The organism is Pseudomonas sp., from assembly GCF_017744435.1.
Classification (GTDB): Bacteria; Pseudomonadota; Gammaproteobacteria; order Pseudomonadales; family Pseudomonadaceae; genus Aquipseudomonas.
In genome coordinates this window covers 1-17,135 of record NZ_JAGIBG010000074.1, presented here as the reverse complement: position 1 = coordinate 17,135, position 17,135 = coordinate 1, and the positions used below count along the sequence as shown (strand labels likewise).

Below are 17,135 nucleotides of genomic sequence, written 5' to 3'. Positions count from 1 at the left end.
AGCGTTGCGGCAAAGAGATCGATTGTACCGGTGACGGTGCCTGCTGTCAGGCTTCACAGGCCATGAACAGCGGGCTTTGCCATCGGCGACAGGCGCTCATTGCCGGTTACGCGCAGGGGCGTCATAATGTAGCCCCTTTTTTCTGTCCCTACATGTGGAAGGTTCCCGTGACTCAGAAGCCCGACCAGTGTCTTGGTGAGTGGATCGATCGTGAAGCTCTGGCTGAAGCGATGATCCCGCTTATCGGTCAGCTCTACCGCAACAACAATGTGGTGAGCTCGATTTATGGCCGCAGCCTGATCAACCGTTCGGTTATCTCGATCCTCAAAGCCCACCGCTTTGCGCGTCACCGTCAGACCGACGAGACCGAACTGTCCGTACACGAGACATTCCCCCTGCTCAAGGCCATGAGCGAGCTGAAACTGGGCGCCGCTTCGGTCGACCTGGGCAAGCTGGCCAACAAGTTCAAGCAGGAAGGCAACGGCCGCACTGCCGAGCAGTTCGTCCGTGAAGAGCTGGCCGACGTGGTTGGCCAGCAGAACGTCTCGGCCCGCAAGGGTACTGACGTCGTCCTGTACGGCTTCGGCCGCATCGGCCGCCTGCTGGCGCGCATCCTGATCGAGAAGACCGGTGGCGGCGACGGCCTGCGCCTGCGTGCCATCGTCGTGCGCAAAGGCGCTGAGAACGACCTGGTCAAGCGTGCCAGCCTGCTGCGCCGTGACTCGGTGCATGGCCCGTTCGATGGCACCATCACCATCGACGAAGCCAACAACACCCTCACTGCCAACGGCAACCTGATCCAGATCATCTACGCCAAGAGCCCGAGCGAAGTCGACTACACCCAGTACGGCATCAACAACGCGCTGATCGTCGATAACACCGGCGTATGGCGTGATGCCGACGGCCTGGGCCAGCACCTGGCCTGCCCGGGCGCTGCTCGCGTGATCCTCACCGCACCTGGCAAGGGCGCGCTGAAGAACATCGTGCACGGTATCAACCACGGTGACATCACTGCCGATGACAAGATCATCTCGGCAGCCTCCTGCACCACCAACGCCATCGTGCCGGTGCTCAAGGCCATCAACGACCAGTACGGCATCGTCAACGGCCACGTCGAAACCGTTCACTCGTTCACCAACGACCAGAACCTGATCGACAACTTCCACAAGGGCAGCCGCCGTGGCCGTGCCGCGCCGCTGAACATGGTCATCACCGAAACCGGCGCCGCCACCGCTGCCGCCAAGGCACTGCCAGTGCTGAAAGGCAAGCTGACCGGCAACGCCATTCGTGTTCCGACGCCGAACGTTTCGATGGCCATTCTCAACCTGAACCTCGAGAAACCGACCACCCGCGACGAGATCAACGAGTACCTGCGCCAGACCGCCATGCACTCGGAACTGCACAAGCAGATCGACTACGTCAGCTCGCAGGAAGTGGTTTCGACCGACTTCGTCGGTTCGCGCCACGCCGGTGTGGTGGATGCCGAGGCGACCATCGCCAACGACAACCGCGTTGTCCTGTACGTCTGGTACGACAACGAATTTGGCTACAGCTGCCAGGTCGTTCGCGTGATGGAAGAGATGTCGGGTGTGAACCCGCCAGCGTTTCCACGCTGATTCGCTTGTAAGCGCATGAAAAAACGGGAACCTTCGGGTTCCCGTTTTTTTTGCCTGGCACTTGTTGTTGGCTGTGCCGGCCTCTTCGCGGGCTTGCCCGCTCCCACAGGGATATCACTGCTTTCAAGGCTTGTGATATCCCTGTGGGAGCGGGCAAGCCCGCGAAGAGGCCGGTACAGACAATCGAGATCTCGATATTGCGTGCACTTCTCTCAATCCTCTTGATGCTCCTCACCGCCTGCAACCAGGGCCCCACCCTGGAACGCCTGGGCGGCCCGACCATGGGCAGCAGCTACAGCATCCAGTACGTCCGCGAACCCGGCGGCCCCGCGCCGGCCCAAGTCCAGGCGGCGGTCGAGACTATTCTCAACGACATCGATCAGCATTACTCGACCTACCGCGGCGACTCCACGGTCAGCCAGTTCAACCTGCTGCCCGCCAACCAGTGCATGGCCTTGCCGCCCGACATGCTCGAACTGGTCGACTTCGGCCAGCACCTGGCCGAACTGAGCGACGGTGCTTTCGACCTCACCGTCGAGCCGCTGCTCGACCTCTGGGGCTTCGGCCCGCAGGCCCGCCACGAGCAGGTGCCCGACCCGCAGGCCCTGGCCCAGGCTCGCCAGCGTGTCGGCTATCGCCACCTGCGCGTCGACGGCCAGGCACTGTGCAAGGACGCCCCGGTACAACTGGATTTCAACAGCATTGCTGCCGGCCATGCCGTCGACCTGATCGCCGAGCGCCTGCGCGCCATGGGCGTGGCCAGTTTCGTCGCCGAAGCCACCGGCGAGCTCAAGGCTGTGGGGCGCAAGCCCGATGGCAGCCCCTGGCGCATCGCCCTGGAACTGCCCCGCGAAGACCGCCAGATCGCCCGCCAGATCATTCCGGTCAATGGCCTGGGGGTATCGACCTCGGGTGACTATCGCCACTATTTCGAGGAGAATGGCCGGCGCTATTCACACACCTTCGATGCCCGCCTGGGGCGCCCGGTCGACCACGACCTGGCCGCGGTCACCGTGCTCGATGCCTCGACGCTGCAGGCCGATGGCTATTCGACCCTGCTGTTGATCCTGGGGCCGGAGCGCGGCTGGGACTTCGCCGTGGCCCATGATCTGGCTGCGGTTTTGGTGACTCGGGCCGAGGGTGGCTTCGTCTCCCGAGCGACCCCTGCATTCGAGCAGGCGGTGAAAGGCGATTGAAAGCGTTGGCAGGGATGATCGCCGCCAGGGATCGGTAAATGACATGTAGTGCAGGCAAAATTGGCCTACGACGCGACCAAGGGTTAATGTGCGCGGCGTTCACGCTTGATTAGACTGCACCCGAATTTTCTCATGACGCCCTGGCGGCATGATCGAGTCCCGCGGGTAACCGTAACCCCGGGCCAGTTCTGAAGGAGTACGCATGGCTGTCTACAACTACGACGTAGTGGTGCTGGGTTCCGGCCCGGCCGGTGAAGGCGCGGCAATGAACGCCGCCAAAGCGGGGCGCAAGGTGGCAATGGTCGACAGCCGCCGTCAGGTCGGCGGCAACTGCACCCACCTGGGCACCATCCCGTCCAAGGCGCTGCGTCACTCGGTGCGGCAGATCATGCAGTTCAACACCAACCCGATGTTCCGTGCCATCGGTGAGCCGCGCTGGTTCTCCTTCCCCGACGTGCTCAAGAGCGCCGAGAAGGTCATCGCCAAGCAGGTCGCGTCGCGTACCGGCTACTATGCCCGCAACCGCGTCGATGTGTTCTTCGGCACCGGCAGCTTCGCCGATGAGCAGACCGTCGAAGTGGTTTGCCCGAATGGTGTGGTCGAGAAGCTCAACGCCAAGCACATCATCATCGCCACTGGCTCGCGCCCCTATCGCCCGGCCGATATCGACTTCCACCACCCGCGCGTCTACGACAGCGACACCATCCTCAGCCTCAGCCACACCCCGCGCAAGCTGATCGTCTACGGCGCTGGCGTGATCGGTTGCGAATACGCCTCGATCTTCAGCGGCCTTGGCGTGCTGGTGGAGCTGGTCGACAACCGCGGCCAGCTGCTGAGCTTCCTGGATTCGGAAATTTCCCAGGCGCTGAGCTACCACTTCAGCAACAACAACATCACCGTGCGCCACAACGAAGAGTACGAGCGCGTCGAAGGCCTGGATAACGGGGTGATCCTGCACCTGAAATCGGGCAAGAAGATCAAGGCCGACGCCTTGCTGTGGTGCAACGGCCGTACCGGTAATACCGACAAGCTGGGCCTGGAGAACATCGGCATCAAGGTCAACAGCCGTGGCCAGATCGAGGTGGACGAGGCCTACCGTACCAGCGTGTCGAACATCTACGGCGCCGGTGACGTGATCGGCTGGCCAAGCCTGGCCAGCGCTGCTCACGACCAGGGCCGTTCGGCCTCTGGCAGCATCGTCGACAACGGCAGCTGGCGCTTCGTCAACGATGTGCCGACCGGCATCTACACCATCCCGGAGATCAGCTCGATCGGCAAGAACGAACAGGAGCTGACCCAGGCCAAGGTGCCGTACGAAGTGGGCAAGGCGTTCTTCAAGGGCATGGCGCGCGCGCAGATCGCCGGCGAGCCGCAAGGCATGCTGAAGATCCTGTTCCACCGCGAAACCCTGGAAATCCTCGGCGTGCACTGCTTCGGCTACCAGGCTTCGGAAATCGTTCACATCGGCCAGGCGATCATGAACCAGCCGGGTGAGCAGAACAATCTGAAGTACTTCGTCAACACCACGTTCAACTACCCGACCATGGCCGAAGCCTATCGGGTAGCTGCCTACGACGGCCTGAACCGGCTTTTTTAAGCGGCTCCGGCCGGTGGCCTGAGCCGGTCGGGGAGACCGATTTCAGCCCTACCCGAGGGTGGTCTTGGCCAAACCGGGAAAGTCTGTAATCAGGCTGTCCACGCCAAAATCAGCGAGCCGGCGCATCAGTGCCGGCTCGTTGACCGTCCACACCGACACATGCAGACCCTGGCCCTGGGCTTTGAGCAGGCGCTCGGGGGTGCACAGTGTCCAGTTCAATGCCAGCAGTTCGCAGCCATAGTTCTGCGCGACCTTCAAGGGGTCGAGCCAGGCGTACTCGGCTACCAGCCCGCGCTTCACATCCGGTACCAGCTCCTGGGCAGCGCCCAGCACTTCGCGTGAGCTCGAGGTGATGGTCACCTTGTCCAGCAGGCCGTATTGCTGAGCCAGCTCGCGGATCGCCAGCACGGTGGTGGCGGCACGGGTGCGCGAGGCGCTCTTGACCTCCAACTGCCAATGCTCGAAGGCGCATTTCTCGAACAGCTCTTCCAGTTTCGGAATAGGGCAGGGCTGCACGTGGCCAGGGCCACCCTTGCGCGCATCGATCTTGATCAATTCGGCAGCCGGGTGTTCGACCACCTTGCCGCGCCGGCCGGTGGTGCGCTTGAGGGTGGGGTCGTGGATCACCATCAGCTCATTGTCGGCCGACAGGTGCAGGTCCAGTTCGCAGCGGCTCACGCCGTGGGACAGGCACTGCTGAAAACTCTTCAGGGTATTTTCGGGGGCTTCGCCCTTGGCGCCGCGGTGGCCGTAGATCAGGGTCACGTTCGTTCCTTCAAATCAGGGTGGTAGGACTCAGGAGGCGGGGCCGTCTTGTTCCAGCTGCTGGCGCCGTTGCTGCTGTTGGCGTTGCAGGATGTAGCGGGCCAGCAGTTGCCGTTGGGCATCGGTCATGTCGGTGAATTCCGTGCCGACCTCGAAATCGCCGTCCGGGCGCGGGTCGCAGTGGGTGACCCTGCCGCGCAGCAGCAGACCGTGGGCGCGTGGCATCAGCACCATCTTCACCTTCACCCGGGTGCCGGGGGCGATCTGCTGAGGTTGCGCGAACTCGATGCCACCTTCGGAAATGATGACCCGCTGGGGTTGGCCGATTTCACCGAGCAGGGTTTGCGCGACCACTGCGCTTAGCAGGTCGAGGCGCTTGTTCTGCGCACGCAGGAAAGCTGCCAGGGTGCGGTCCTTCTCACTCAGCTGGCGCAGCAGGTGCTGCGACTCGAAGTCGGACAGGTGCAGCTCGCTGAGCAGGTTGAACAGCGGCGAATCATCTTGCAACAGTTCTGCCTCAAGGGCTTCGGCCGCGCTGAGGGGGCTGATTTCCAGTGCGATCCGATCTTCGATGCGGTAGTATTCGCGGCGATCTTCTTCGTCTAATGTCGTCATGGCGAACCCATGGTTGCGGCGGTGGTCCGAGTGTAAAGCCGCCGTAGGCGCCTCGCCACAAGGACGTTCCCTTTCATCCGAACAAGCCCCGACATGTTCAGACCTCTTTTCGCATTCATCGGTACGCGTTATACCCGTGCCAAGCGCCGTAACCACTTCGTCTCGTTCATTTCCCTGACCTCGATGATCGGCCTCGCCCTGGGCGTGGTGGTGATGATCGTGGTGCTCTCGGTCATGAACGGTTTCGACCACGAGATGCGTACCCGCGTGTTGGGCATGATCCCCCACGCCACGCTGGAGAGCGGCCAGCCGATCAACGACTGGTCTGCCCTTGCCCAACAAGTAAAGCAGAATCCGCAGGTGCTGGCGGTTGCCCCGTACACGCAGATGCAGGGCCTGCTGACCCATGACGGCAAGGTGCAGAAGGTGCTGCTCAATGGCATCGACCCGGCGCGCGAGCGCGAGGTGTCGATCATCGACAACTTCATCCAGCAAGGCAGCCTCGACAAGCTGGCGCCCGGCGAGTGGGGCATCATGATCGGCGACAAGGCCGCGGCCAAACTGGGCGTCGCCATCGGCGACAAGCTGACCTTCGTCGCCCCCGAGGTCAGCGTGACCCCGGCCGGCATGTTCCCGCGCATGAAGCGCTTCACCGTGGTCGGCACCTTCCACGTTGGCGCTGGCGAGATCGACGGTTACCTGGGCCTGACCAACATCACCGACCTGTCCCGCCTGCACCGCTGGAAGCCGGACCAGGTGCAGGGCCTGCGCCTGAAGTTCGACGACCTGTTCCAGGCACCTCGGGTGGCCTGGAGCATCGCCCAGCAGCTGGGTGACCAGGAGTACTACAGCCGCGACTGGACCCGCACCCACGGCAACCTGTACCAGGCGATCCGCATGGAAAAGGCCATGATCGGCCTGCTGTTGCTGCTGATCGTCGCGGTGGCGGCGTTCAACATCATTTCCACCCTGGTGATGGTGGTCAACGACAAGCGTGGCGACATCGCCATCTTGCGTACCCTGGGCGCCACGCCTGGGCAGATCATGCTGATCTTCATGGTCCAGGGCACGGTGATCGGGGTGATCGGCACGCTGATCGGCGCCGTGGTCGGGATCGTTGCCGCGCTGAACGTGAGCGCGGCGATCGCCGGCATCGAGACGCTGATCGGGCACAAGTTCCTCAACGCCGACGTGTATTTCATCGATTACCTGCCGTCGCAGATCCAGGCCCAGGATGTGTACATGGTCTGCGGTGCGGCGCTGGTCCTGAGTTTCTTCGCCACCCTGTACCCGGCCTGGCGTGCGGCCCGCACCCAGCCTGCAGAGGCGCTACGTTATGAGTGAGTCGCGCATGAGTGATAAAGCCGTTCTGAGTTGCCGCAACCTGGGCAAGTCCTACGACGAGGGCCCGGAGTCGGTGCAGGTGCTGTCCGGGCTCAACCTGGAGCTGCACGCCGGTGAGCGTGTGGCCATCGTCGGCAGCTCCGGCTCCGGCAAGAGTACCTTGCTCAACCTGCTCGGCGGCCTCGACCGGCCGACCCAGGGCAGCGTGTGGCTGGCCGGTGAAGAACTGTCGGCCCTCGGTGAGCGTGCCCGCGGCCTGCTGCGCAACCGCGAGCTGGGCTTCGTCTACCAGTTCCACCACCTGTTGCCAGAGTTCACCGCCATGGAGAACGTGTGCATGCCGCTGCTGATCGGCCGCACCGCCATCCCGGAAGCCCGTGAGCGTGCCGAGGCGCTGCTCAAGCGGGTCGGCCTGGGCCATCGCCTGCACCACAAGCCGGCCGAACTGTCCGGAGGTGAGCGCCAGCGCGTGGCGATTGCCCGCGCCCTGGTCAACCGCCCGGGCCTGGTGATGCTCGACGAGCCGACCGGCAACCTCGACCACCACACCGCCCAGGGCATCCAGGAGCTGATGCAGGAGCTGTCCAGTGCGTCGCGCACCGCCTTCCTGGTGGTGACCCACGACCTCAACCTGGCGCGCCAGATGGACCGCGTACTGAAGCTCGACGACGGCCACCTGGTGGCGATCTGACCGAGTTCACGGGGTGGCAGCGCCGCCCCGTTTCCCCGTTTTAATTGGGTGTTTCCTACATGTTCAGACCCTTGCCCATCTTCATCGGCGCGCGCTACACCCGGGCCAAGCGCCGCAACCACTTCATCTCGTTCATTTCGATGACCTCGATGATCGGCCTGTCGCTGGGCGTGCTGGCGATGATCGTGGTGTTGTCGGTGATGAACGGCTTCCAGCGCGAAATGAGCTCGCGCATTCTCGGCCTGGTGCCGCATGCCTCGATCCTTGGCGTGCAGCCGCTGGACGACTGGCACAAGGCAGCCGACGCTGCGTTGCAGAACCCGGCCGTGATGGCTGCGGCGCCGATCACCGAGATGGAAGGCATGCTCTCGTACAAGGGCGCAATGCAGCCGATCCAGGTCAGCGGCATCGACCCGGCCGAGGAAGACAAGGTCTCGATCGTCGGCCAGCATATCGTCCAGGGCCGCCTGCAGGACCTGCAGCCGGGTGAGTACGGCGTGGTCATCGGCGAACTGACCGCGCGGCGCTTCCGCCTCAACACCGGCGACAAGCTGACCCTGATCGTGCCGGAAATCAGCAAGGAACCCGGCGGTATCACCCCGCGCATGCAGCGCCTGACCGTGGTCGGCATCTTCAAGGTCGGTGCCGAGCTGGACGGTTCGCAGGCCTACATGCATGTGGCCGATGCCGGCGAAATGCAGCGCTGGGCGCCTGGCCAGGTACAAGGCGTGCGCCTGAAGCTGCATGACCTGTACGCAGCGCCCCAGGTGTCCAAGGCGATCGCAGCCGGTTTGGGCGATGGCTACCGCGCCGATGACTGGTCGCACACCCAGGGCAGCCTGTTCAGTGCGATGAAGATGGAAAAGACCATGATCGGTCTGTTGCTGCTGATGATCATCGCGGTGGCGGCATTCAACATCATCGCCACCCTGGTGATGGTGGTGAACGACAAGGGGCCGGATATCGCCATTCTCCGTACCCTGGGCGCCACGCCAGCGCAGATCATGGGTACGTTCATGGTTCAGGGTAGCCTGATCGGCATTGTCGGCACCTTGATCGGCGGGGTGCTCGGGGTGATTGCCGCGCTCAATGTCAGCCAGATCGTCGGCTGGCTGGAGCGGGTGAGCGGGCAGCACATCTTTACCTCTGATGTTTACTTCGTCAGCAGCTTGCCGTCCGAACTGCAGGGCGGGGATGTGCTGATGATCTGTGCTGCCGGGTTGGTGATGAGCTTCCTGGCGACCATCTATCCGGCGTATCGGGCTTCTCAGGTTCAGCCGGCGATTGGCCTGGCAGTTTGATGTTTGCTTGAGATCTTGGGGGGCGCTTTGCGCCCCCCAATTTCACCGAGTTTCAGGCAGTTCCATCACGAAACGCGTCCAACCGTCCTGACATTCCGCCCAAATACTCCCGCCATGGGCCTGCACGATCGACCGGGTAATCGCCAATCCCAACCCGGCATGTTCACTGCTCCCTTCCCGCCGCGCCGGGTCCACCCGGTAGAAACGATCAAACAGGCGCGGTAACGCCGCCGCTTCGATTGCCGCTCCGGTATTGGCCACGCAAATCCGCAACCCCGGCTCCAGCGTCACCCGTATCTGCCCGCCCGCCGGCGTAAAGCGCAAGGCATTGTCGAGCAGATTGGAAAGGGCCCGGCGCAGCATATGCCGGTCCCCCTGCAATACCGCCTCGCCTTCGCGCAGCAAGTGCACCTCATTGTCCTCGGCCAACGGCGCGTAATACTCCAGCAGTGCATCCACGTCATCGTGCAGGGCCAGTGCCGCCTGCCCCGGCACCAGCAGGCCGTGGTCGGCCTTGGCGAGGAACAGCATGTCGTTGATCATCTGCGCCATCCACAGCAGCTCCTCGAGGTTGCCATGCAGTGCCTCGCGGTACTCCTCCAGGCTGCGCGGGCGGGTGAGGGTGACCTGGGTGTGGGTCAGCAGGTTGGACAGCGGCGTGCGCAGCTCGTGGGCGATGTCGGCGGAGAAGGCCGACAGGCGCTGGAAGGCGTCATCCAGGCGTTGCAGCATGGCGTTGACCGTAGTGGCCAGCTCTGCCAGCTCCTCAGGCATTTGTGCCACTGGCAGTCGCGTGGTCAGTGAGCGCGCTGACACACTGGCGGCTACCTGGCCCATCTGGCGCAGGGGGCGCAGGCCGCTGCGCGCGGCCCAGGCACCCAGCAGGGCAGTGGTCAGGGCTGAGAGCCCGACGGTGAGCCAGATCAAGCGCTGCATGCCTTGCAGGAAGTGCTGGTGATGGGTGATATCGAGAAACAGCGTCAGTTGCGCAGCCGTCTGAGCGTCCGCCGACACTGCCAGGCTCCGATAATCGACGCCGTCTGCGTGCAAGGTCGTCAACCCTGGCGTTGATGGTGTGCCTGGCAGGCCGTCGCGGCTGGCAAACCAGATTGCGCCGTCGCGGCCATCGATGCGCAGCGCCAGGTCAGCCTGGTGGCTGAGCTCGTTGCGCAGGGCTGGCAAGCGGCTTTGCAGTTGGTCAGGGCCCTTCAGGCCGGCAAGCTGGCTGCGAAACGGGGACAGGCGCGATTCCAGCAGTTGCTGGTCCAGTTCGACGAAATGCTGCTCGCTGGCACGGTTGAACAGCAGCCCCGCACCCAGCGACACGGTGGCGGTACAGGCAGCAAACAGCAGTGCCAGGCGCGTGCCGAGGGAAAGCCGGCGCATCAGTCCTGGCGCTCTTCGAGCACGTAGCCCATGCCGCGCACGGTATGGATCAGCTTGTTCGGGTGTGGGTCGTCGATCTTCAGGCGCAGGCGGCGTACCGCCACTTCGATCACGTTGGTGTCGCTGTCGAAGTTCATGTCCCACACTTGCGAGGCAATCAGCGATTTGGGCAGCACCTCGCCCTGGCGGCGCAGCAGCAGTTCGAGCAGGGCGAACTCCTTGGCAGTCAGGTCGATGCGTGTACCGGCCCGTTCGGCGCGGCGGCGGATCAGGTCCAGGCGCAGGTCGGCCAGGGTCAGGGTGGTGTCCTGGCTGGGGCTGGCGCCGCGGCGCAGCAGGCTGCGTACCCGGGCCAGCAGTTCGGAGAAGGCGAAGGGCTTGACCAGGTAATCGTCGGCGCCCAGTTCCAGGCCGTGCACGCGGTCTTCGACGGCGTCGCGGGCGGTGAGGAACAGCACCGGGGTATCCAGCCCGGCAGTGCGCACGGCCTGCAGAATCTGCCAGCCGTCACGCCCGGGCAGCATCACGTCGAGGATCAGCAGGTCGTGGTCGCCGGTCAGGGCCAGGTACTGGCCAGTCTCGCCGTCGGTGGCCAGTTCGGTGGCGAAGCCGGCTTCGCTCAGGCCCTGGCTGAGGTACTGGCCGGTGCGGGCCTGGTCTTCGACGATCAGCAGTTTCATGCTCAATCCACAATCAGAGGGTTGACGCGGTCCCATGTGGGAGCGGGTGACGTAATGGCTGAAATGATACGTGACTAACTCGAGCCTCGCCCAAGCTGACAAAGTTGTAATCTTCCCGTCAGCTAACCGCCAGCCGTGCCTTTCTAGAGTGGTCTCATCCCGCTGTGATTTTGGAGTCATCATGAAACACCTGTTCATTGCCGCCGCGTTGGCCTTGGTCAGCCTGCCTACCCTGGCCGGCGAGGCGAAAACCTTCGCTTTCGGCGAGCCCGCCCCGGCAGTCAAGGCCACTCGCACCGTCGAGGTCGTGCTCAAGGACATCGCCTTCGAGCCCAAGAACCTGCATGTAAAGGCGGGCGAGACCGTGCGTTTCGTGGTGATCAACGAGGGCAAGCTGCCCCATGAATTCAACCTCGGTGACAAGGCCATGCATGCCGAGCACCAGAAAGAAATGATCGCCATGCAGGGCAAGATGTACAACGCGGCCATGCAGCATGAGGGCATGGACCATTCGCAGATGGGCCACGCGCCCGCCAAGCCGATGGACCACGGTGCCCATGGTCACGACGCTGGCAACACCGTGCTGGTGCAACCTGGCCAGCGCGCCGAGCTGACCTGGACCTTCCGCAAGTCGGCGCCGATCGAGTTCGCCTGCAACGTGCCGGGGCATTATCAGGCCGGTATGGTCGGGGAGCTGACCATCGAGTGACTGGCACTCCAAGGCGGGGTGCAAAACCGGTAGACTAGAGGCAATTTCGAACCTCCAGGTCAGTTTCCATGCATCCCGCCGCCGAACATTCCCCGCTGGGCAAGTCCAGCGAATACATTGCCACCTACACGCCTTCGCTGCTGTTCCCGATCCCGCGCACGGCCAAGTGGGCAGAGTTGGGCGTGACTGCCCAGACCCTGCCGTGGCAGGGCGTGGACTACTGGAACTGCTTCGAGCTGTCGTGGCTGCTGCCCTCGGGCAAGCCGGTGGTGGCCATCGGTGAATTCGCCATTCCGGCCGACTCGCCGAACATCATCGAGTCGAAGTCCTTCAAGCTCTACCTGAACTCGTTGAACCAGACCAAGTTCGCCTCGATCGGTGAGCTGCAGGCGTGCCTGGTGAAAGACCTGTCGGCCGCCGCTGGCAAGCCGGTCGGTGTGCAGGTACGCACCCTGGCGGAAGTAGAGGCCCAGGGCGTAGTGGCGTTGCCTGGGCAGTGCATCGATGCGCTGGATGTGGCGATCGACAACTACGAGCAGCCGCAGCCTGAACTGCTGAGCTGCAACCCGGAGCGCATGGTCGAAGAGACCGTGCACAGCCACTTGCTCAAATCCAACTGCCCGGTGACCGGCCAGCCGGATTGGGGGAGCGTGGTGGTGGAGTACAAGGGCAGGGCGCTGGACCATGCCAGCCTGCTGACCTACCTGATCAGCTTCCGCCAGCACGCCGACTTCCATGAGCAGTGCGTGGAGCGGATCTACCTGGACTTGAAGAACCTGCTGCAGCCAGAGCACCTGACCGTGTATGCGCGGTATGTGCGCCGCGGCGGGCTGGATATCAACCCATACCGCAGCACCGGGGCGATCAGCCCGGCGAACCTGCGACTGGTTCGCCAGTAAGTTCTGTGTAATTGGGGGCGCAAAGCGCCCCCGGCAGTCTAGATACCCATGCTGTGCAGCGAGTTGGCAATGCTGCGCAGGGTGGCGGTCAAATCCGGGTGGTCGGCTTCGAAGCGTTCGATCGCCAGGTTCACCCCATCGACCACGTTGTTGTCCGGCGTGGCTTCCTCGAGCTTCAACTGCGCTTCGATCTGCCTGGCCTCTTCGTGCAGGGCGGCCAGTTCTTCATCCGTAAGCGGTACGTTGCGGTCCAGTTGCTCGCGCAGGCTGTTCAAGCGCTCTTGCAATTCGCGGGCAGGCATTGGCTGTTCTCCATCAATGGCTTGGCAAGGCATGGACCTCAGCGAAGCGGCAAAGGTTCTCGCCTGTCTCCTAGCGTAATCCACTCGCTGGCGCTTTGCATGATCCGCATCAATGGGGCTGTGTCAGGGTTTTTCGCCCTTGCTGCAGCGCAGGGCGATGTCGGCAAGGCAGGTGTCCAGTTCATCGAGGTGGTCGATCACTGAATGCACGCCCAGGCTGAACAGGGCCAGCGTGGCCTTGCCGCGGGCCTGATCCTGCTCCTGCTGGGTCATGGCCTGCCATTGCCTGGAGGAGAGGTCGCACGACGGGTTGCAGGCCGCCAGGCCGACTGTCCACAAGCCGGCGTTGAGGCCTGACTGCAGGAGTTTTGGCTCACCGCTGACCAGTACGCAACCTTCCAGGCGTTCGCTGTCCAGGCTCATCAAGGCCTGCCAACAGGCGTTTGGCGCCGGCCAGCGTACGCCGTTGACCGAATGACCTGGCAGCCAATCGGGTAACACACTGGCAATGCGCCTGCTTTGCAGGCTGCTCAGGTCGTCCAGCCAGATGCACGGCACCTGCGCATGGCGCAGGCCAGCCAGCGTTTCGAGGGCGCCAGGGGCGGGCAGGGGGCTGCTGTCGGTAGCCTGGACCAGGCAACCGCGCAGGCCGAACAGCACAGCGGTAATGGCGGGTGCAGCGAGCATGGTAACGTCCCTGAAATAATCCGCAGGCTATTCGACGATTGTTACCGTGCTGTGACGGGCAACAGTTGTTCACAATTTATTGAGCAAAAATGTGTAAAGCTGTTTATCAGCCTACAAGGCTCTATACTGCCGTCCTACAGCAGCGCACCCGTTGCGCTTGCGACCGAGAAATTCGATGGAGAAACATCTATGCGTAGGATCGGTGCCGGTGTGATCGAACGAGTCACCCAGGCCTGTGTCTGCGCCAGCTTGTTGCTGGCGCCCGTGGCAGCCACCCATGCCGCCACCGAGGAAGATCCCTGGGAAGCGGTCAACCGCCCGATCTTCCGTTTCAACGATGCGATCGACACCTATGGCCTCAAGCCATTGGCCAAGGGCTACCAGTGGGTCACCCCGCAGTTCTTGCAGGATGGCATCCACAACATGTTCAACAACGTCGGTGATGTCACCAACCTGGCCAACGACGTGCTGCAACTCAAGCCCCATGCGGCGGGCGTCGATACGGCGCGGCTGATCGTCAATACCGTATTCGGTATTGGTGGCTTCTTCGATGTGGGCAGCAAGATGGGCCTGCAGCGCAACGACGAAGACTTCGGACAGACCCTCGGCCACTGGGGCGTGCCCAGCGGTCCGTACGTGGTGATCCCGCTGCTTGGCCCGAGCACCGTGCGTGACGGCCTGGCCAAGTACCCGGACACCTACACCGAACCCTACCGCTACATCAACGATGTGCCGGTGCGTAACTCGATCTTCGCCCTGAACGTGGTCGATACGCGGGCCAGCCTGCTGCCGGCCGAGAAGCTGATTCAGGGTGACAAGTACATCTTCATCCGCAATGCCTTCCTGCAGAACCGCGAGTTCAAGGTCAAGGATGGCGAAGTCGAAGACGACTTCTGATCCTTGCAGGCATGAAAACGGCGACCTTCGGGTCGCCGTTTTTGTTACAGCTCAATGCATGGCCAGGATGCGCAGGCCGAATTTCTGCTGCCCATCGGGTTGATCGGCGATCCACACCACCTCGGTACTGGCGTGCAGGCCCTTGAGAGCGGGGTGGTCGGAGTCGATGCGCACCTCCAGGTGGTCACCGACCTTGAATTGCTGCGGCGCCTGCACCTGCATGCCGCCGCTGGAAAGGTCCAGGCACACCGCCGCGATGACTTGCCCCTCATGCAGCAGGCTGACCTCGGTGTCGATGCGCATGCGGATGAAATCGCGTTTCTCGCTGTGATTGGAGGGCGTATGAGGCATGCTGCATCCTTCCCAATAGGTTGTACTGGTTGGCATTCTTATAACTCTCGGTGATTTGCCCTGTAAAGAGCACCGAACTCGACCGACGTATGCTTGAAACGCCAGGCGGATGGGAGTACCGTCTGCGCCTTACGAGTTGCCTCTGCTGGTTGCCTGGCCCGAGTTCTTGGCCTACAACTCAAGTAGAGTGTTACCACAGAGTATTCCAGCAGTTGGATGTCAGCCTTGCAGACGCCCCTGCACCAACCCAAATCGGCGCCGTTCGCCCACATGCAGAAAATCAGTGCAACGCTGCTGATCATCGATGATGACGACGTGGTCCGTGCGAGCCTCGCCGCCTATCTGGAAGACAGTGGCTTCAGCGTCCTCCAGGCCGGTAATGGCCAGCAGGGGCTCCAGGTCTTCGAAGAACACCAGCCCGACCTCGTGATCTGCGATCTGCGCATGCCGCAGATGGGCGGCCTCGAACTGATCCGCCAGATCAGCGAGCGCGCACCGCAGTTGCCGGTGATCGTGGTATCGGGTGCCGGCGTGATGAGCGACGCGGTCGAGGCCTTGCGCCTGGGCGCTGCCGACTACCTGATCAAGCCGCTGGAAGACCTGGCCGTGCTCGAGCACTCGGTACGTCGGGCGCTCGACCGTTCGCGCCTGGTGCTGGAAAACCAGCGCTACCGCGACAAGCTCGAAGCGGCCAACCGTGAACTGGAAGCCAGCCTGCACCTGTTGCAGGAGGACCAGACCGCCGGTCGCCAGGTGCAGATGAACATGCTGCCGGAAAGCCCCTGGAAGCTCGGCGAGTTCACGTTCGAGCACCAGATCATCCCGTCGCTGTACCTGTCGGGCGATTTCGCCGACTACTTCCGCGTGGATGAGCGGCGTATTGCCTTCTACCTGGCCGATGTCTCCGGGCACGGCGCGTCGTCAGCATTCGTCACGGTGTTGCTGAAGTTCATGACCACACGGCTGTTGTTCGAATTCAAGCGCAGCAGCAAGCTGCGCGAGTTCAAGCCTTCGGAAGTGCTCAGCCACATCAACCGCGGCCTGATCAACTGCAAGCTGGGCAAGCACGTGACCATGGTCGGTGGCGTGATCGACGAAGAAACCGGCCTGCTGACCTATGCCGTGGGCGGCCATCTGCCGCTGCCGGTGCTGTATACCCCGGGCCAGGCCCGCTATCTGGAAGGCCGCGGCCTGCCGGTGGGGCTGTTCGACGAGGCGACCTATCAGGACCTGGTGATCGAGTTGCCACCACAGTTCAGCCTGAGCCTGATGTCCGATGGCATTCTGGACCTTTTGCCAGGGCATACGCTCAAAGATAAAGAAGCTGCCTTGCCGGATATCGTCAATGCAGCGGGTGGTAGCCTGGATGGGCTGCGCCAACGATTCGGATTGGCTACGCTTGGGGAGATGCCGGATGATATCGCCCTATTGGTGTTGAGCAGGAACCTTCAATGAGTACCGGTAGAATCCAGTTCGCCGAGCAGAGCGGTACCTTTGTACTGAAATTCGTCGGTGAAGTGCGCCTGACCCTGTGTTCGGCGCTGGATGCGACGATCGAGAAGATTTTCACCGCGCTGAACTTCTCGACCATCGTCATCGACCTGACCGAAACCGAAAGCATCGACAGCACCACCTTGGGCCTGCTGGCCAAGCTGTCGATCCTGTCGCGGCAGAAGGTTGGCCTGTTGCCGACCGTGGTCACCACCAACCCGGACATTTCGCGCCTGCTGCAATCCATGGGCTTCGACCAGGTGTTCAACATCGTCGACCGCCCGGTGCCACGCCCTGAGTGCCTGACCGACCTGCCATCGCAGGATCAGAACGAGGATGTGGTGCGCTCCAAGGTGCTGGAGGCGCACAAGATTCTCATGGGGCTCAATGACTCCAACCGCGAAGCCTTCCATGACCTGGTGAATGCGCTGGAGCGGACCTGATCTTCAGCCTGTGCCGGCCTCTTCGCGGCTAAAGCCGCTCCCACAGGGATATCACCCGCCTTGAAGCCTGTGGCGTGCCTGTGGGAGCGGCTTTAGCCGCGAAGAGGCCGGCACAGGCTGAAGATCAGGTCCGCTCCAGCGCATTCACCAGGTCATGGAAGGCTT

The 17,135-nt window shown here is 62.8% G+C and carries 18 protein-coding genes; 11 read left to right on the top strand and 7 right to left on the bottom strand.

Annotation, left to right across the window (positions count from 1 at the left end; genetic code table 11):
* The first annotated feature begins 152 nt into the window (after nucleotides 1-152).
* From J7573_RS26130 to sthA, 3 genes are all read left to right on the top strand, one after another.
* Complete coding sequence (locus tag J7573_RS26130; protein ID WP_294341582.1) at nucleotides 153-1,616, top strand: glyceraldehyde-3-phosphate dehydrogenase; 1,464 nt, start codon at nucleotides 153-155, stop codon at nucleotides 1,614-1,616.
* Nucleotides 1,617-1,840: 224 nt separating this feature from the next.
* The gene (locus J7573_RS26125) at nucleotides 1,841-2,812 is read left to right on the top strand and encodes an FAD:protein FMN transferase (protein WP_294341580.1); all 972 of its coding nucleotides are present in this window, start codon (nucleotides 1,841-1,843) and stop codon (nucleotides 2,810-2,812) included.
* Between the two features lie 202 nt (nucleotides 2,813-3,014).
* A complete protein-coding gene (gene sthA / locus J7573_RS26120; RefSeq protein WP_294341576.1) occupies nucleotides 3,015-4,409 on the top strand; it encodes a Si-specific NAD(P)(+) transhydrogenase in 1,395 nt (464 codons plus the stop codon).
* 48 nt (nucleotides 4,410-4,457) lie between these two features.
* On the opposite strand, the gene J7573_RS26115 is transcribed toward sthA, so the two are convergent.
* Both J7573_RS26115 and J7573_RS26110 read right to left on the bottom strand, forming a co-directional pair.
* The gene (locus J7573_RS26115) at nucleotides 4,458-5,174 is read right to left on the bottom strand and encodes a glycerophosphodiester phosphodiesterase (protein WP_294341574.1); all 717 of its coding nucleotides are present in this window, start codon (nucleotides 5,172-5,174) and stop codon (nucleotides 4,458-4,460) included.
* A gap of 30 nt (nucleotides 5,175-5,204) precedes the next feature.
* Nucleotides 5,205-5,789 (bottom strand): PilZ domain-containing protein, encoded by a 585-nt coding sequence (locus tag J7573_RS26110; protein WP_294341571.1) that lies wholly within the window; start codon nucleotides 5,787-5,789, stop codon nucleotides 5,205-5,207.
* A 93-nt stretch (nucleotides 5,790-5,882) separates the two neighbouring features.
* Between J7573_RS26110 and J7573_RS26105 the strand changes: the two genes are divergently transcribed.
* From J7573_RS26105 to J7573_RS26095, 3 genes are read left to right on the top strand one after another with little or no spacing between them, the layout of a single operon-like run.
* Entirely contained in the window at nucleotides 5,883-7,133 is a 1,251-nt protein-coding gene (locus J7573_RS26105; protein WP_294341570.1) for a lipoprotein-releasing ABC transporter permease subunit, read from the top strand.
* Nucleotides 7,134-7,140: 7 nt separating this feature from the next.
* Nucleotides 7,141-7,824, top strand: a complete 684-nt coding sequence (gene lolD / locus J7573_RS26100) for a lipoprotein-releasing ABC transporter ATP-binding protein LolD (protein ID WP_176506135.1) — start codon at nucleotides 7,141-7,143, stop codon at nucleotides 7,822-7,824.
* Nucleotides 7,825-7,883: 59 nt separating this feature from the next.
* Nucleotides 7,884-9,125, top strand: coding sequence for a lipoprotein-releasing ABC transporter permease subunit (locus J7573_RS26095; protein ID WP_294341566.1), 1,242 nt, complete (start codon nucleotides 7,884-7,886; stop codon nucleotides 9,123-9,125).
* A 42-nt stretch (nucleotides 9,126-9,167) separates the two neighbouring features.
* Here the strand turns inward: J7573_RS26095 and J7573_RS26090 are convergent, their stop codons facing one another.
* Nucleotides 9,168-10,514 (bottom strand): heavy metal sensor histidine kinase, encoded by a 1,347-nt coding sequence (locus J7573_RS26090; RefSeq protein WP_294341707.1) that lies wholly within the window; start codon nucleotides 10,512-10,514, stop codon nucleotides 9,168-9,170.
* A complete protein-coding gene (cinR, locus tag J7573_RS26085) occupies nucleotides 10,511-11,191 on the bottom strand; it encodes a two-component system response regulator CinR (RefSeq protein WP_294341565.1) in 681 nt (226 codons plus the stop codon). Before cinR ends, J7573_RS26090 begins: the two co-directional genes overlap by 4 nt.
* A gap of 181 nt (nucleotides 11,192-11,372) precedes the next feature.
* Between cinR and J7573_RS26080 the strand changes: the two genes are divergently transcribed.
* Both J7573_RS26080 and queF read left to right on the top strand, forming a co-directional pair.
* A complete protein-coding gene (locus J7573_RS26080) occupies nucleotides 11,373-11,900 on the top strand; it encodes a cupredoxin family protein (protein ID WP_294341562.1) in 528 nt (175 codons plus the stop codon).
* Between the two features lie 68 nt (nucleotides 11,901-11,968).
* Entirely contained in the window at nucleotides 11,969-12,799 is an 831-nt protein-coding gene (queF, locus tag J7573_RS26075; protein ID WP_294341561.1) for an NADPH-dependent 7-cyano-7-deazaguanine reductase QueF, read from the top strand.
* Between the two features lie 38 nt (nucleotides 12,800-12,837).
* On the opposite strand, the gene J7573_RS26070 is transcribed toward queF, so the two are convergent.
* Both J7573_RS26070 and J7573_RS26065 read right to left on the bottom strand, forming a co-directional pair.
* Nucleotides 12,838-13,101, bottom strand: a complete 264-nt coding sequence (locus J7573_RS26070) for a DUF4404 family protein (protein ID WP_103449838.1) — start codon at nucleotides 13,099-13,101, stop codon at nucleotides 12,838-12,840.
* A gap of 123 nt (nucleotides 13,102-13,224) precedes the next feature.
* Nucleotides 13,225-13,788, bottom strand: coding sequence for a phosphonoacetaldehyde phosphonohydrolase-related protein (locus J7573_RS26065; RefSeq protein ID WP_294341559.1), 564 nt, complete (start codon nucleotides 13,786-13,788; stop codon nucleotides 13,225-13,227).
* 189 nt (nucleotides 13,789-13,977) lie between these two features.
* Between J7573_RS26065 and J7573_RS26060 the strand changes: the two genes are divergently transcribed.
* Nucleotides 13,978-14,685, top strand: coding sequence for a VacJ family lipoprotein (locus tag J7573_RS26060; RefSeq protein ID WP_294341557.1), 708 nt, complete (start codon nucleotides 13,978-13,980; stop codon nucleotides 14,683-14,685).
* A 51-nt stretch (nucleotides 14,686-14,736) separates the two neighbouring features.
* Here the strand turns inward: J7573_RS26060 and J7573_RS26055 are convergent, their stop codons facing one another.
* Nucleotides 14,737-15,036: a PilZ domain-containing protein gene (locus J7573_RS26055; RefSeq protein WP_159409532.1), complete on the bottom strand. Its 300-nt coding sequence runs from the start codon at nucleotides 15,034-15,036 to the stop codon at nucleotides 14,737-14,739.
* Between the two features lie 270 nt (nucleotides 15,037-15,306).
* Between J7573_RS26055 and rssB the strand changes: the two genes are divergently transcribed.
* Entirely contained in the window at nucleotides 15,307-16,491 is a 1,185-nt protein-coding gene (gene rssB, locus J7573_RS26050) for a two-component system response regulator RssB (protein WP_294341703.1), read from the top strand.
* On the top strand, nucleotides 16,488-16,970 hold the full coding sequence (gene rssC / locus J7573_RS26045; RefSeq protein ID WP_027919583.1) for an anti-sigma factor antagonist RssC: 483 nt from the start codon (nucleotides 16,488-16,490) through the stop codon (nucleotides 16,968-16,970). The genes rssB and rssC overlap by 4 nt, the downstream gene beginning before the upstream one ends.
* The last annotated feature ends 165 nt before the right edge of the window (nucleotides 16,971-17,135 follow it).

Excerpts from the sequence above, each read along its gene's own strand:
- cinR (WP_294341565.1), bottom strand. The coding sequence starts at position 11,191 with ATGAAACTGCTGATCGTCGAAGACCAGGCCCGCACCGGCCAGTACCTC.
- J7573_RS26105 (WP_294341570.1), top strand. The coding sequence starts at position 5,883 with ATGTTCAGACCTCTTTTCGCATTCATCGGTACGCGTTATACCCGTGCC.
- J7573_RS26060 (WP_294341557.1), top strand. The coding sequence starts at position 13,978 with ATGCGTAGGATCGGTGCCGGTGTGATCGAACGAGTCACCCAGGCCTGT.
- rssC (WP_027919583.1), top strand. The coding sequence starts at position 16,488 with ATGAGTACCGGTAGAATCCAGTTCGCCGAGCAGAGCGGTACCTTTGTA.
- J7573_RS26095 (WP_294341566.1), top strand. The coding sequence starts at position 7,884 with ATGTTCAGACCCTTGCCCATCTTCATCGGCGCGCGCTACACCCGGGCC.
- queF (WP_294341561.1), top strand. The coding sequence starts at position 11,969 with ATGCATCCCGCCGCCGAACATTCCCCGCTGGGCAAGTCCAGCGAATAC.
- J7573_RS26110 (WP_294341571.1), bottom strand. The coding sequence starts at position 5,789 with ATGACGACATTAGACGAAGAAGATCGCCGCGAATACTACCGCATCGAA.
- J7573_RS26125 (WP_294341580.1), top strand. The coding sequence starts at position 1,841 with ATGCTCCTCACCGCCTGCAACCAGGGCCCCACCCTGGAACGCCTGGGC.
- J7573_RS26080 (WP_294341562.1), top strand. The coding sequence starts at position 11,373 with ATGAAACACCTGTTCATTGCCGCCGCGTTGGCCTTGGTCAGCCTGCCT.
- sthA (WP_294341576.1), top strand. The coding sequence starts at position 3,015 with ATGGCTGTCTACAACTACGACGTAGTGGTGCTGGGTTCCGGCCCGGCC.
- rssB (WP_294341703.1), top strand. The coding sequence starts at position 15,307 with ATGCAGAAAATCAGTGCAACGCTGCTGATCATCGATGATGACGACGTG.
- J7573_RS26055 (WP_159409532.1), bottom strand. The coding sequence starts at position 15,036 with ATGCCTCATACGCCCTCCAATCACAGCGAGAAACGCGATTTCATCCGC.
- J7573_RS26130 (WP_294341582.1), top strand. The coding sequence starts at position 153 with ATGTGGAAGGTTCCCGTGACTCAGAAGCCCGACCAGTGTCTTGGTGAG.
- lolD (WP_176506135.1), top strand. The coding sequence starts at position 7,141 with ATGAGTGATAAAGCCGTTCTGAGTTGCCGCAACCTGGGCAAGTCCTAC.
- J7573_RS26070 (WP_103449838.1), bottom strand. The coding sequence starts at position 13,101 with ATGCCTGCCCGCGAATTGCAAGAGCGCTTGAACAGCCTGCGCGAGCAA.
- J7573_RS26065 (WP_294341559.1), bottom strand. The coding sequence starts at position 13,788 with ATGCTCGCTGCACCCGCCATTACCGCTGTGCTGTTCGGCCTGCGCGGT.